This window comes from Streptomyces griseoviridis (genome assembly GCF_005222485.1).
GTDB lineage: Bacteria > Actinomycetota > Actinomycetes > Streptomycetales > Streptomycetaceae > Streptomyces > Streptomyces hintoniae.
Window position 1 is genome coordinate 6,410,055 of sequence record NZ_CP029078.1, and the last position, 13,282, is coordinate 6,423,336.

A 13,282-nucleotide genomic window follows, 5' to 3' on the forward strand; every position below is an offset into this window, starting at 1 on the left:
CCGGGTGGGTCGCCTGGCCTCCTGTGGTGGGTCATGCGCGTAGGCGTAGGCCGCGGGGGGTTGCGATGAAGCCCTTGCCCTCCAGGAGTGCGCCCAGGGGGGAGGTCAGGGCCGAGGTGCCGTTGACCCGTTCCACGGTGACCGTGCCCAGGGAGCCCGCGCGGGCCGCCGTCGCCAGGGCCTCGGCCGCCGACTGGAGGCGGGGGTCGTCGGTTGCCGTGCCTGCCGGGTCGGTGGGCCAGGCCAGCAGGGTCTTGCCGCCGCGCTCCATGTAGAGCGTCAGCTCGCCGTCCACCAGTACGACCAGGGAGCCCGCCTTGCGGCCCGCCTTGTGGGTCGCGCCGGGCGGGGGGTCGGGCCAGGGGAGTGCGGCGCCGTAGGCGTTCGCCGGGTCTGCCGCTGCCAGGACCAAGGCTCTGGAGTCGGGGGTGGGGGCGCGGCGTCCGCCCGAGTAACCCGAGTAACCCGCGTAACCGGAGTAACCGGAGGCGCTAGAGGTGCCGGAGGTGGGGGTGGGGGAGGTGGGGGTGCTGGAGGTAGGGGTGCCGTTGGTGGGGGTGGTCGTGGGGGGGTCGGTGGGGGAGAGGGGTGGGAAGGTGAATGTGGTTGGGGGTGTGGCGGGTGTGGTCAGGTTTGTGGGTGTGGCTGGGTGGGGTGGGGTGAAGGTGTCCACCGGTGGTTGCGGGGGGAGGGGGGCGCCTCTGTCGCGGGCGTTCGCCACCGCGCGTAGGCGGTCCACCGCGCCGTCCATCGCGAACTGGGCCGCTCCCAGGCCCTCCACCACATAGCCGCGACGGGCCTGGCCGCTGTCCTCGAACGCCGACAGCACGCGGTACGTCGCCGAGAAGCCGCCCTCGATGCCCTCCGCGGCGACCGCGCCCCGGGTGACCACGCCGTGCCGGTCGAGCAGGGTGCGGGCCACGGCGTGTGCGCGGACGGTCGGGTCGCCCTCGCGAGGCGGGAGCAGGGACCAGCGGCCCGCGACGGGGGGCGGGCCGCCCCTGGAGGCCGGGCGGGCCGCCGCGGTCAGGGAGCCGTACCGGCCGCGCGGGACGTTCCGCTTCGCGCGGTGGGCGGTGGAGCCCGCGGTGCGGCCCGAGCCGAGCAGGGCGCGCATCGGGGTCAGCGTGTCGTTGGTCAGGCGACCTGACCAGGCCAGGTCCCAGATGGTGTCGGCGAGCTGCGGGTCGGTGGCCGCCGGGTGGGTGGTGGCGCGGACCTGGTCGGCGATCTGGCGGAAGAACAGGCCGTAGCCACCGGCGAGGGTGTCGAGGACGGACTGGTGCAGGGCCGTCAGCTCCAGCGGGTGCGGTGCGGGCAGGAGCACCGGGGCGGCGTCGGCCAGGTAGAGGGAGATCCAGCCGTCCTTGCCCGGCAGCGAGCCCGCGCCTGCCCACACCACCTCGCCCGCCGCCGTCAGTTCGTCGAGCATCGCCTGGCTGTAGTTCGCCACCCGGGACGGCAGGACCAGCTTCTCCAGGGCGGACGCGGGTACGGACGCGCCCTGGAGCTGTTCGAGGGCGCGGACCAGGCCGTCGGTGCCGCGCAGTGTGTGCCCGGTGCCGATGTGCTGCCACTGGGGCAGGAACTGGGCGAGCGCGGGCGGCGGCACCGGCTCCAGCTCGTGCCGGAGCGCGGCCAGGGAGCGGCGGCGCAGCCTGCGCAGCACCGTCGCGTCGCACCACTCCTGGCCGATGCCCGCCGGATGGAACTCGCCCTGCACGACCCGGCCCGCCGCCGTGAGCCGTTGGAGGCCGCCCTCGGTGACCGCCGTGCCCAGGCCGAACCTGGCGGCCACCGCGGCCGACGTGAACGGGCCGTGGGTGCGGGCGTACCGGGCGAGGAGGTCGCCGAGCGGGTCCTTGACCGGTTCGGTGAACGCCTCCGGCACGCCGACCGGGAGCGCCGTGCCGAGGGCGTCGCGCAGCCGGCCCGCGTCCTCGATCGCCGCCCAGTGGTCGGTGCCGCCGATCCGCACCTGGATGGCGCGGCGGGCCGACGCCAGCTCCCGCGCCCACTCCGGTTCGGCGCCCCGGTCGGCCAGTTCGGCGTCGGTGAGCGGGCCGAGCATCCGCAGCAGGTCGGCGACGCCCTCGGCGTCCTTGACCCGCCGGTCCTCGGTGCGCCACTGCAGTTCCCGCTCCAGCTCGGCGAGCACCTCGGCGTCCAGCAGCTCGCGCAGCTCCGCCTGGCCGAGCAGTTCGGCCAGCAGATGGGAGTCGAGGGACAGGGCGGCGGCCCGGCGCTCGGCGAGCGGTGAATCGCCCTCGTAGAGGAACTGGGCGACGTACCCGAACAGCAGGGAGCGGGCGAACGGGGACGGCTCCTGGGTCGTCACCTCGACCAGGCGGACCCTGCGGGACTCCAGGTCGCCCATCAGCTCGACGAGCCCGGGGACGTCGAAGACGTCCTGGAGGCACTCGCGGACCGCTTCGAGGACGATCGGGAACGACCCGAACTCGCTTGCCACCTGGAGGAGTTGTGAGGCCCGCTGGCGCTGCTGCCACAGCGGGGTGCGCTTGCCGGGGCTGCGGCGCGGCAGCAGCAGCGCGCGGGCCGCGCACTCGCGGAACCGGGACGCGAACAGCGCGGAGCCGCCGACCTGGTCGGTGACGATCTGGTCGACGTCGCCCTTGTCGAAGACGACGTCCTGCGCGCCGATCGGCGCGTCGTCGTCCGGACCCGCCGCCGACGTTCTCGAGGAGGTGCCCGCCTGCTCCGTCCGTTCGTGGTCGAGCAGGTCAAGGCTCATCAGGTCGGCGTCCGGCAGCCGCAGCACGATGCCGTCGTCGGCGTGCATCACCTGGGCGTCCATGCCGTACCGCTCGGCGAGCCTGGCGCTGAGCGCGAGCGCCCACGGGGCGTGCACCTGGGCGCCGAACGGGGAGTGCACGACCACCCGCCAGTCGCCCAGCTCGTCCCGGAACCGCTCGACGACGATCGTGCGGTCGTCCGGCACATGGCCGCACGCCTCGCGCTGCTCGGTCAGGTACGACAGGACGTTCCCCGCGGCCCAGGCGTCGAGGCCCGCCGTCAGCAGCCGCAGCCTGGCGTCCTCCTCGGGAAGCGAACCCACCTCGCGCAGGAACGCGCCCACCGCGCGGCCCAGCTCCAGCGGACGGCCCAGCTGATCGCCCTTCCAGAAGGGCAGCCGCCCCGGCACGCCCGGCGCGGGGGAGACGAGGACGCGGTCGCGGGTGATGTCCTCGATGCGCCAGGAACTGGTGCCGAGGGTGAAGACGTCACCGACGCGCGACTCGTAGACCATCTCCTCGTCCAGCTCGCCGACCCGGCCGCCGCCCTTCTTCGGGTCGGAACCGGCCAGGAACACACCGAAGAGGCCGCGGTCCGGGATGGTGCCCCCGGAGGTGACGGCCAGCCGCTGCGCCCCCGGGCGGCCGGTGACCGTGCCGGTGACCCGGTCCCACACCACGCGCGGGCGCAGCTCGGCGAACGCGTCCGACGGGTAGCGGCCCGCCAGCATGTCGAGGACCGCCGTGAACGCCGACTCCGGCAGCGACGCGAAAGGGGCCGCGCGGCGGACCGTGGCGAGCAGGTCGTCGACCTGCCAGGTGTCCAGGGCCGTCATCGCGACCAACTGCTGCGCGAGGACATCCAGCGGGTTGGCGGGCACCCGCAGGGACTCGATGGAGCCGGTGCGCATCCGCTCGGTGACCACCGCCGCCTGCACCAGGTCGCCCCGGTACTTAGGGAAGACGACGCCCGTCGAGACCGCGCCCACCTGGTGGCCCGCGCGGCCGACCCGCTGGAGACCCGAGGCCACCGAAGGTGGCGACTCGACCTGGATCACCAGGTCCACCGCGCCCATGTCGATGCCCAGTTCGAGGCTCGAGGTGGCGACCACGGCGGGCAGCCGGCCCGCCTTGAGGTCCTCCTCGACCAGGGAACGCTGCTCCTTGGAGACCGAGCCGTGGTGGGCGCGCGCGATGACCTGCGGCGCGCCCTGGGCCGCGCCCGAGCCGCCCATCAGCTCGGCCGGTGAGTGGTGCTCGTCAAGGGACTCGCCGGTGGCCCGCTCGTACGCGATCTCGTTGAGCCGGTTGCACAGGCGCTCGGCGAGGCGCCGGGAGTTCGCGAAGACGATCGTGGAGCGGTGCGACTGGACCAGATCGGTGATGCGCTCCTCGACGTGCGGCCAGATCGACGGGCGTTCCGCCGCGCCCGAGTCGTCGGTGGCGGGGGAGCCGCCCAGCTCGCCCAGATCCTCCACCGGGACGACGACGGAGAGGTCGAACTCCTTGCCCGACTCGGGCTGCACGATCTCCACCTTGCCGCGCGGCGAGAGGTAGCGGGCCACCTCGTCCACCGGGCGGACCGTCGCCGAGAGGCCGATGCGGCGGGCCGGCCGGGGCAACAGCTCGTCCAGGCGTTCGAGGGAGAGTGCCAGATGGGCGCCGCGCTTGGTGCCCGCGACCGCGTGCACCTCGTCCAGGATCACCGTGTCGATGCCCGTCAGCGCGTCCCGGGTGGCGGACGTGAGCATCAGGAACAGGGACTCAGGAGTGGTGATCAGGATGTCCGGGGGGCGGCTGGACAGGGCCCGGCGCTCGGCGGCCGGGGTGTCGCCCGACCGGATGCCGACCTTGATCTCGGGCTCGGGCAGACCCAGCCGCGCGGACTCCTGGCGGATGCCGGTGAGCGGGCTGCGGAGGTTGCGCTCCACGTCGACCGCGAGGGCCTTGAGCGGGGAGACGTACAGGACCCGGCACCGCTTCCTCGGATCGGCGGGCGCGGGTGTGGAGGCCAGCTGGTCGAGGGCGGCGAGGAAGGCGGCGAGGGTCTTGCCCGAGCCGGTGGGGGCGACCACCAGGACGTCAGAACCCTGCTGGATGGCCTGCCAGGCGCCCGCCTGGGCGGCGGTGGGCGCGGAGAAGGCGCCCGTGAACCAGCCTCGGGTGGCGGGGGAGAATCCGGCTAGGGGCCGGTGCGCGGCGCTGACCATGCGTCCATCCTGCACCCGACCACTGACAACCGCTCCGACCTGCGGGTTCGTCGGCGGGTGCGGGGCTGCGCGCGGGCCTGGCGGACAATGGGCGCATGGCTGGATCCGGTGAGGTGGCGCGGCACTGGCGGTACGCCGACCTGCCCGGCGTCGATCTGCTGCGGGCCCGCTACGTACGCAAGACGTTCGTGCGGCACACCCACGAGAACTTCGTCATCGCCGCCATCGCCGACGGCGTCGAGGTCTTCCACCACGGCGGCGCCGACCAGCACGCGGGCGCAGGCGCGCTCGCCCTCGTCAACCCCGACACCCCGCACACCGGGCGGGCCGGCGTGCCGGAGGGGTGGCGGTACGGGGCGCTCTACCCCTCGCCCGAGGTGGTCGCGGAGATAGCCGCCGAGACGACGTCCATACGGGGCACCCCCGCCTTCGTCGCGCCGGTGGTCGACGACCCCCGCACGGTGGCCCTCGTGCACCGGGTGCTGCGGGCCGCCGACGAGGGCGACGCGCTGGCCGCCGACACCCTCCTACGGGTGGCGGTCACCCGGCTGCTGCGGGTGAACGGCGGGACGCTGCCGCGGCGGGAGGTGAGGACCGCGGGAGCCGTCGCGGCGGCTCGGGCCCGCGCGCTCCTGGAGGAGCGGATGGCCGCGCCGCCCACCCTCGACGCGCTCGCCCGCGACCTGGGCACCAGCCCGTTCGCGCTGCTGCGGGCCTTCAGGGACGCGTACGGGATGCCCCCGCACACCTGGCTCACGGACGCGCGCGTGAAGCGCGCCAGACGGCTGCTCGACGGGGGCGCCGCACCCGCCGAGGCCGCGACCGCCGTCGGCTTCGTCGATCAGCCGCACCTCAACCGGCACTTCAGCCGGATCGTCGGCGTACCGCCGGGCGCCTACCGGCGGGAGCGCAAGAACGTACAAGACAGCATCTGACCGAAGCCCTTAACGTCCGTGACGTGGAAATACAGACAGTGGTCATGGACGCGGACACGGCCGAGCGGAAATCGGACGGCGCCGTCGTCCGCGACGCCCTCGGCGTCGGAGTGGCGGTGGGGCTGTCCGGCTTCGCCTTCGGAGTGACGGCGGCCGGTGCCGGACTCACGGTGGCGCAGACCTGCGCCCTGAGCCTGCTGGTGTTCACCGGGGCGTCGCAGTTCGCCCTGGTGGGGGCGCTGGCCGCCGGAGGGAATCCGCTCACGGCCGCCGCCGGGGCGTTCTTCCTCGGCGTACGGAACGCGTTCTACGGGCTGCGCCTGTCCCAGATGCTCGCCCTCCCGCGCGCGGTGCGGCCGTTCGCCGCCCAGTGGGTGATCGACGAGACGACCGCCGTCGCGCTGGCGCAGCCCACCCGGCGCGCCACCCGGATCGGCTTCACCGTCACGGGCGTGACCGTCTACGCGCTGTGGAACCTGACCACCTTCCTGGGCGCGCTCGGCGCCGACGCCGTCGGCGACACCCGCAGGTGGGGCCTGGACGCCGCCGGACCCGCCGTCTTCCTCGCCCTGCTCGCGCCCATGCTGCGGTCGACGACCGAACGCGCCGTCGCCGGGCTCGCCGTCGTCCTCGGGCTCGGACTGCTGCCCGTGCTGCCCGCCGGGGTGCCCGTCCTGGTGGCCTCGCTCGCCGCGCCCGCCGTCCTGTGGGCGCGCGGCCGACGCCGGGGCACGCCGTCCGAGGCCGCCGAGGGAGAGACGCGATGAACATCTGGATCGCGATCGGCGTCACCGCCGTCGGCTGCTACCTCGTCAAGGTCGTCGGACTGCTGGTGCCCGCGGGAGCCCTGGAACGACCGCTGGTGAAGCGGCTCGCCGCGCTGCTGCCGGTCGCCCTGCTGGCCGCGCTCACCGCCCAGCAGACCTTCGCCGACGGACACGCGCTCGTGCTCGACGCGCGGGCCGCCGGGGTCGCGGCCGCCGCGGTGGCGCTGCTGCTGCGGGCGCCGTTCCTGGTCGTCGTGGGCGCGGCCGTGGTCGTGACGGCGGGGGTGCGGGCCCTCACCGGGTGACGCCCGCCCGGCGCTCTCAGGCGACGGCGCGGCCGTGCGCCCTGAGCGTGCGCAGCGCCTCGATCGTCACCATGGGGCGTGCTTCGAGGGCCGGCCCCTGCGCCCACTGGCGCCAGCGGATCGGCCAGCCGCCGTCGTCCTGCTGCGCGTCCGCGAGGAAGTCGAGGGAGCGGTTCATCTCGTCGTCCGTGAACCACGCGCGCGCCAGCGAGCCGGGCGTCCTCGCGAAGTCGTGCGGGAAGTGGTGCTCGCCCGGGGCGTAGCCCGGAGCGACCGGGAAGGCGTCGAGACGGTCCGGGTCCAGGGCGGCGAGCCGCTTCTCGCGCACCAGGCGGCCCAGCCGGTCGGCCGCCGCCTCCGCGCGCGGGCGGTCGGGCGCGGAGTCCAGGAAGGCGACGGCGGCCTCGACCTCGTAAGGATGCGACGTCCGCAGGGAGCCGATCGCCTGCCAGCAGAAGTCCGTGGCCCGGAACAGCCAGGCGTGCCACACCTCGTTGCGGTGCAGCAGCCCCACCACAGGGCCGGTGGCGAGCAGGTCGCTCGGCGGGTCGTCCACGACCGGGACGAACGGCGCCGCCGGATAGCCGCGCTGGCTGGGACTGATCGCGGGCAGCGCGCCGTCCGCCGTCGAGACCGACGTCAGATAGCGGCACACCCGCTCCACCCGGCGGCCGCCGCAGCGCCCGACGGAGTCCAGGACGCCCAGCGCGTGAGCGGTGTGCAGCGGCTGGCTGACCGGGCCGCGCAGATCCGGTTCGAGGGCGTGCCCGTACCCGCCGTCCTCGTTGCGGTAGGCGTCCAGCGCGGTCTCCACCGGGTCGGCGCCGCCGCCCAGGAAGTGGTGGGCGAAGCGGCGCTGCTCCAGCACGCGCGCGGTGAGCCACACGAAGTGCTCGGCACGCGCGAGCGGCGAGCACGGCTGGGGCGTGGTCGGAAGGGGGGAGGCTCCGGTTGCGGACATGGGTCAGACCGTAGGGCGGAAAGCGGTACCGGCGCGGGGTACCGGCACGGGCCCACTCTCAGGAGCGGGATACTGGGGTCATGCGGTTGACGGTCTTCTGGCAGCGGATGGCGGATCACTTCGGTCCGGGATACGCCGACACCTTCGCGCGCGATCACGTGATGACGGAGCTGGGCGGGCGCACGGTCCAGGAGGCGCTGGACTCCGGCTGGGACACCAAGGACGTGTGGCGCGTGGTCTGCACGGTGATGAACGTTCCGGGCGAGCGGCGCTGAGAGGTCACGAAGTGCGGGAGACCGTGGCCGATTGTCAGTGGCGTGGGCGAGACTTGCACCGTGGCACCCACTGACGAGACCGGGCAGCTCGCCCCGCACACGGCACCGTCCGGCCCGACCCCGCCCGAGCGGCCCCCCGCCGACGGCGCGGCCGGCGCACCGGCCGCGCGCATGCCGCGCTGGCTGCCGCGCGCCCTGGTGCTCGCGCTCTCCCTCTACGCCGTGTTCCAGCTGGGCAGTTGGGCCTTCCACCAGCTCACCGGGCTGCTGATCAACATCCTCATCGCGTTCTTCCTGGCGCTCGCCGTGGAACCCGCGGTGAGCTGGATGGCCTCGCGAGGGTTGCGCCGGGGGCTGGCCACCGCGCTCGTCTTCCTCGCCGTGATGATCGCCACAGCCGGGTTCGTCACCCTGCTCGGGTCGATGCTCGCGGGCCAGATCATCAAAATAGTCGAGGACTTCCCCGACTACCTCGACTCCGTCATCAACTGGATCAACGGCCACTTCCACACCGAGCTGCGGCGGGTCGACGTCCAGGAGGGGCTGCTGCGCTCCGACTGGCTGCGCACCTACGTGCAGAACAGCGCCACCGGTGTCCTGGACGTCTCCACACAGGTCCTCGGGGGTCTCTTCCAGCTCCTGACGATCGCCCTGTTCTCGTTCTACTTCGCCGCTGACGGACCGCGCCTGCGCCGCACGATCTGCTCCGTGCTGCCGCCCGCGCGCCAGACCGAGGTGCTGCGCGCCTGGGAGATCGCCGTCAACAAGACGGGCGGCTACATATACTCGCGCGGCCTGATGGCGCTGATCTCCGGCATCGCGCACTACGTCCTGCTGGAGGCCCTGGGCGTGCCCTACGCGCCCGTGCTCGCCGTGTGGGTGGGGCTGGTCTCGCAGTTCATCCCGACCATCGGCACGTATCTGGCGGGCGCGCTGCCGATGCTGATCGCCTTCACCGTCGATCCCTGGTACGCGCTGTGGGTGCTGATCTTCGTCGTGGTCTACCAGCAGTTCGAGAACTACATGCTCCAGCCGAAGCTGACCTCGCGGACCGTCGACATCCACCCGGCTGTCGCCTTCGGCTCGGTCATCGTCGGCACCGCGCTCCTCGGCGCGGTCGGCGCGCTGATCGCCATCCCGGCGGTCGCCACGCTCCAGGCGTTCCTGGGCGCGTACGTGAAGCGGTACGCGGTCACCGACGACCCCCGCGTCCAGGGCCACCAGCGGGCCCGCGCCCGGCCGGCGGCCCTCTCGCTCACCACGCGCGCGTGGTGGCCCGGGGTGCGACGGAGACCGGCGGACGGCGCGGCGGGGGCCGGGGCGGCCGACGCCGGGGCGGAGGCGGGCAGGACGGAGCCGAGCGGTCCCGCGGGCGAGGAGCCGACGGTGCCGGGGGAGACCGGTGGCGGTTCCGTGAGCCGTTCCGGCGGCGGGGCCTCCTGACCGTCCGGCGCGGCGGCGGCCACAGGCGGCCGTGATGATCGCCTGGCGGGACTGCCACAGCCACGGGGTGGCGATGATCGCCTGGCGCGACTGTCACCGGCGGTTGCGATGATCGCTGGTGCTGGTGCTGGTGCTGGTGCTGGTGCTGGTGCCGGTGCTGGTGCCGGTGTGTGAAGTGCTGATCGAGGAGCCGGACCGATGGTGTCGGGGTGCGCGTGGTGCGCTTGACACGTAAATCGAACATCCATTCTTATGGAAGCTCCGGCGAAGCTCTCGACACGGATTCCGACGGCGACTTCGACACGGTTTCGGTGGAGATGTGCCTAAGTTATCCACAGGCCGGAAGGGCGTCGGGGCGCATTGTCAGTGGCAGGCGTTAGCGTCTTTGACGTGAAGCGATCGACTCAAGCAAACCGGGTGGAACCCATGGCAGGAACCGACCGCGAGAAGGCGCTGGACGCCGCACTCGCACAGATCGAACGGCAATTCGGCAAGGGCGCGGTGATGCGCCTCGGCGAGCGGCCGAACGAGCCCATCGAAGTCATCCCCACCGGGTCGACCGCACTCGACGTCGCCCTCGGCGTCGGCGGCCTGCCGCGCGGCCGGGTGGTGGAGGTGTACGGACCGGAGTCCTCCGGTAAGACGACCCTGACCCTGCACGCCGTGGCGAACGCGCAGAAGGCCGGCGGCCAGGTCGCGTTCGTGGACGCGGAGCACGCCCTCGACCCCGAGTACGCGAAGAAGCTCGGCGTCGACATCGACAACCTGATCCTCTCCCAGCCCGACAACGGCGAGCAGGCCCTGGAGATCGTGGACATGCTGGTCCGCTCCGGCGCCCTCGACCTCATCGTCATCGACTCCGTCGCCGCGCTCGTCCCGCGCGCGGAGATCGAGGGCGAGATGGGCGACAGCCACGTCGGTCTCCAGGCCCGGCTGATGAGCCAGGCGCTGCGGAAGATCACCAGTGCGCTCAACCAGTCCAAGACCACCGCGATCTTCATCAACCAGCTCCGCGAGAAGATCGGCGTGATGTTCGGCTCCCCGGAGACCACGACCGGTGGCCGGGCGCTGAAGTTCTACGCCTCGGTGCGGCTCGACATCCGCCGCATCGAGACCCTCAAGGACGGCACCGACGCGGTCGGCAACCGCACCCGCGTCAAGGTCGTCAAGAACAAGGTCGCGCCGCCCTTCAAGCAGGCCGAGTTCGACATCCTCTACGGCCAGGGCATCAGCCGCGAGGGCGGCCTGATCGACATGGGCGTGGAGAACGGCTTCGTCCGCAAGGCCGGCGCCTGGTACACGTACGAGGGCGACCAGCTCGGCCAGGGCAAGGAGAACGCGCGCAACTTCCTGAAGGACAACCCCGACCTGGCCAACGAGATCGAGAAGAAGATCAAGGAGAAGCTGGGCGTCGGCGTACGTCCCGAGGAGCCGACCGCCGAGCCCGGCGCGGACGCGGCCGTCTCCGCCGCCGACGACGCGAAGGTGCCCGCCCCCGCGGCCACCAAGGCGACGAAGGCCAAGGCCCCGGCGGCCAAGAGCTGACCCGTGACACGGCGAACCGACTGGGCCGAGTACGAGTACGCCCACCCGGACCCTCCGCGCGAGCGAGGCCGGGCGGGCGAGGGACGGCGGCGCCCCGCCGGGCCGGGCGGCGGCGACCTCTCCGAGGGGTACGAGGACGCCGGGACGCTCGGCAGGCACGAGGAGCCCATCCCGCATGAAGGCTCCGATCCGTACGCGGTCACGGGGGCTGGGTACGGATCGGACAGAGGTGACCGGGGCGCCGGGGGCGCCGGGGGGCACGGGGGTGACCGCGGCGAAGATCCGGAGTCCGGGGGCACCCCGGCGGGCGACGGCCCCGGCCGCCGCGCGCGGCGAGGCGGCCGCGGCTCCCGTACGGCGGGCGGTTCCCGCGGGCGCGGCGAGTGGCGCCGCGGTGAACCGTCCGGTGAGGACGGCGACCCCTCCCCCTCGTCGAGGGCCGGGCGGGAGGAGTCACCGGCGGACCCGGTGGAGCGGGCACGGGCGATCTGTCTGCGCCTGCTCACCGGGACCCCGCGCACCCGCAAGCAGCTCGCGGACGCCCTGCGCAAGCGGGAGATCCCTGACGAGGCCGCCGAGGAGGTGCTGTCCCGGTTCGAGGAGGTCGGGCTGATCAACGACGGTGCCTTCGCGGACGCCTGGGTGGAGTCACGGCACCACGGCCGGGGCCTCGCCCGGCGGGCGCTCGCCCGGGAGCTGAGGACCAAGGGTGTCGACTCCTCGCTGATCGACGAAGCCGTCTCCCAGCTCGACACCGAACAGGAAGAGGCGACGGCGAAGGAACTCGTCGCCCGGAAACTGCGCTCCACCCGTGGCCTCGACCGCGACCGACGGCTGCGCCGCCTCGCCGGCATGCTCGCCCGCAAGGGCTACTCGGAGGGCATGGCCCTACGGGTGGTCAGACAGGCGCTGGAGGAAGAGGGCGAGGAGACGGAGTTCCTCGACGGCGAGGGAAGCTGAGGGAACTAGGCGGGGAACTGAGCGGGGAACAGGGGGAGTTGGAGGGGACGCGGGACCGCGAGAGTGCGGGAGCGAAGGAGCGAAGGAGCGAAGGAGCGCGGGAGCACAGGGGTGCGGGAGCGAGGGGAGGTTCGGCCCTCCCCGGGTCCCTCTCCTCGTCGCCCTCAGGCTTCCGTCACCGGCAGTCCCTCCGCGCGCCAGGCCTGGAAGCCTCCGATCAGGTCCGTCGCCCTCCGCAGGCCCAGCTGACGCAGCGACGCGACCGCCAGGCTGGACGCGTAGCCCTCGTTGCAGATCACCACGATCCGCAGGTCGTGGCCGGTCGCCTCGGGGACGCGGTGGCTGCCCTGGGGGTCGAGGCGCCACTCCAGTTCGTTGCGCTCGATGATCAGCGCGCCGGGGATGACGCCGTCCCGGTCCCGCAGGGCCGCGTACCGGATGTCGACCAGGAGCGCGTCGCCCGCCGTCGCGGCCTCGTGGGCCGGGCGGGGTGCTATTCGCTCGTAGGTGGCACGCACCCGCTCCAGCAGCTCGTCGATGCCAGGGGGCCGTGTCACTGCCAGTCCTGCGGGCGCTCGACGTGCTCCAGGCGCAGGACCGGGCCGGTGCGGCTGTAGCGGCGGATCTGGGGGAGCGGCGGGTAGTAGGCGTGCACGGAGATCGCGTGCTCGTCGGCGGACTCGTTGAGGACCTCGTGGACATGGTGGCGGCCGAAGGCCCGGCCCTGGCCGGCCGGCAGTCGGCGTTCGCGGTCCACGCCGTCGTCCAATTCCAGGGTCTTCCAGCCGTCGGCGGGCAGCCGGGCGGCGAGCGAGTGCTCCTTCAGCTCGCCGGACGCCGTCAGGAAGGCGCCGACGGACTCCGCGTGGTCGTGCCAGCCGGTGCCGGTGCCGGGCGGCCAGCCGATGAGCCACGCCTCGCTGCCGCCGGGGCCTTCGAGACGCACCCAGGTGCGGCCCTCGGGGTCGAGCGGGAGGGAGGCGATCAGCTCGGCGTCGGCGGCGCTGCGGCGGACGAAGTCGAGCAGGTCGGCCTGGGTGGGCGGAGCGGAGACGGGCGCGGCCGATGCGGGGGTCGTGACCGTGCCGTTAGCGGCGGTGCCCGAAGCCACGGCCCCACCGGCTCCTC

At 73.5% G+C, this 13,282-nt stretch carries 11 protein-coding genes; 7 read left to right on the plus strand and 4 right to left on the minus strand.

Translation table 11 applies throughout. The features are described 5' to 3' along the window. Positions 1-31: 31 nt before the first annotated feature. Positions 32-4,963, minus strand: a complete 4,932-nt coding sequence (locus tag DDJ31_RS27810) for an ATP-dependent helicase (protein WP_127177644.1) — start codon at positions 4,961-4,963, stop codon at positions 32-34. Between the two features lie 95 nt (positions 4,964-5,058). Here DDJ31_RS27810 and DDJ31_RS27815 point away from each other — a divergent pair, with 95 nt between their 5' ends. Genes DDJ31_RS27815 through DDJ31_RS27825 form a run of 3 tightly spaced genes read left to right on the plus strand, consistent with a single transcriptional unit; the run spans position 5,059 to position 6,970 of the window. Then, a complete protein-coding gene (locus DDJ31_RS27815; RefSeq protein WP_127177643.1) occupies positions 5,059-5,898 on the plus strand; it encodes an AraC family transcriptional regulator in 840 nt (279 codons plus the stop codon). 44 nt (positions 5,899-5,942) lie between these two features. Continuing rightward, positions 5,943-6,665, plus strand: a complete 723-nt coding sequence (locus DDJ31_RS27820; RefSeq protein WP_171481010.1) for an AzlC family ABC transporter permease — start codon at positions 5,943-5,945, stop codon at positions 6,663-6,665. Continuing rightward, on the plus strand, positions 6,662-6,970 hold the full coding sequence (locus DDJ31_RS27825) for an AzlD domain-containing protein (protein WP_127177641.1): 309 nt from the start codon (positions 6,662-6,664) through the stop codon (positions 6,968-6,970). The genes DDJ31_RS27820 and DDJ31_RS27825 overlap by 4 nt, the downstream gene beginning before the upstream one ends. Before the next feature lie 16 nt (positions 6,971-6,986). Here DDJ31_RS27825 and DDJ31_RS27830 read toward each other — a convergent pair whose 3' ends face one another. Further along, entirely contained in the window at positions 6,987-7,931 is a 945-nt protein-coding gene (locus DDJ31_RS27830; protein ID WP_127177640.1) for a hypothetical protein, read from the minus strand. Positions 7,932-8,011: 80 nt separating this feature from the next. Between DDJ31_RS27830 and DDJ31_RS27835 the strand changes: the two genes are divergently transcribed. The 4 genes from DDJ31_RS27835 (at position 8,012) to recX (ending at position 12,154) form a co-directional block, all read left to right on the plus strand. After that, positions 8,012-8,206, plus strand: coding sequence for a DUF3046 domain-containing protein (locus DDJ31_RS27835; RefSeq protein WP_127177639.1), 195 nt, complete (start codon positions 8,012-8,014; stop codon positions 8,204-8,206). A 60-nt stretch (positions 8,207-8,266) separates the two neighbouring features. Further along, on the plus strand, positions 8,267-9,649 hold the full coding sequence (locus DDJ31_RS27840; RefSeq protein ID WP_171480910.1) for an AI-2E family transporter: 1,383 nt from the start codon (positions 8,267-8,269) through the stop codon (positions 9,647-9,649). A 426-nt stretch (positions 9,650-10,075) separates the two neighbouring features. Then, complete coding sequence (gene recA / locus DDJ31_RS27845; RefSeq protein ID WP_127177638.1) at positions 10,076-11,194, plus strand: recombinase RecA; 1,119 nt, start codon at positions 10,076-10,078, stop codon at positions 11,192-11,194. A gap of 3 nt (positions 11,195-11,197) precedes the next feature. Further along, positions 11,198-12,154 carry a recombination regulator RecX gene (recX, locus tag DDJ31_RS27850; protein WP_127177637.1) on the plus strand — a complete coding sequence of 319 codons (957 nt, stop codon included), beginning with the start codon at positions 11,198-11,200 and terminating at the stop codon, positions 12,152-12,154. 164 nt (positions 12,155-12,318) lie between these two features. Here recX and DDJ31_RS27855 read toward each other — a convergent pair whose 3' ends face one another. Both DDJ31_RS27855 and DDJ31_RS27860 read right to left on the minus strand, forming a co-directional pair. Further along, positions 12,319-12,717, minus strand: a complete 399-nt coding sequence (locus tag DDJ31_RS27855; protein ID WP_127182578.1) for a rhodanese-like domain-containing protein — start codon at positions 12,715-12,717, stop codon at positions 12,319-12,321. Then, complete coding sequence (locus tag DDJ31_RS27860) at positions 12,708-13,265, minus strand: cysteine dioxygenase (protein ID WP_127177636.1); 558 nt, start codon at positions 13,263-13,265, stop codon at positions 12,708-12,710. Before DDJ31_RS27860 ends, DDJ31_RS27855 begins: the two co-directional genes overlap by 10 nt. Positions 13,266-13,282: the final 17 nt, after the last annotated feature.

Bases quoted from the DNA above. Each gene is read 5' to 3' on its own strand.
- DDJ31_RS27810 (WP_127177644.1), bottom strand. From the start codon at position 4,963: ATGGTCAGCGCCGCGCACCGGCCCCTAGCCGGATTCTCCCCCGCCACC.
- DDJ31_RS27815 (WP_127177643.1), top strand. From the start codon at position 5,059: ATGGCTGGATCCGGTGAGGTGGCGCGGCACTGGCGGTACGCCGACCTG.
- DDJ31_RS27820 (WP_171481010.1), top strand. From the start codon at position 5,943: ATGGACGCGGACACGGCCGAGCGGAAATCGGACGGCGCCGTCGTCCGC.
- DDJ31_RS27825 (WP_127177641.1), top strand. From the start codon at position 6,662: ATGAACATCTGGATCGCGATCGGCGTCACCGCCGTCGGCTGCTACCTC.
- DDJ31_RS27830 (WP_127177640.1), bottom strand. From the start codon at position 7,931: ATGTCCGCAACCGGAGCCTCCCCCCTTCCGACCACGCCCCAGCCGTGC.
- DDJ31_RS27835 (WP_127177639.1), top strand. From the start codon at position 8,012: ATGCGGTTGACGGTCTTCTGGCAGCGGATGGCGGATCACTTCGGTCCG.
- recA (WP_127177638.1), top strand. From the start codon at position 10,076: ATGGCAGGAACCGACCGCGAGAAGGCGCTGGACGCCGCACTCGCACAG.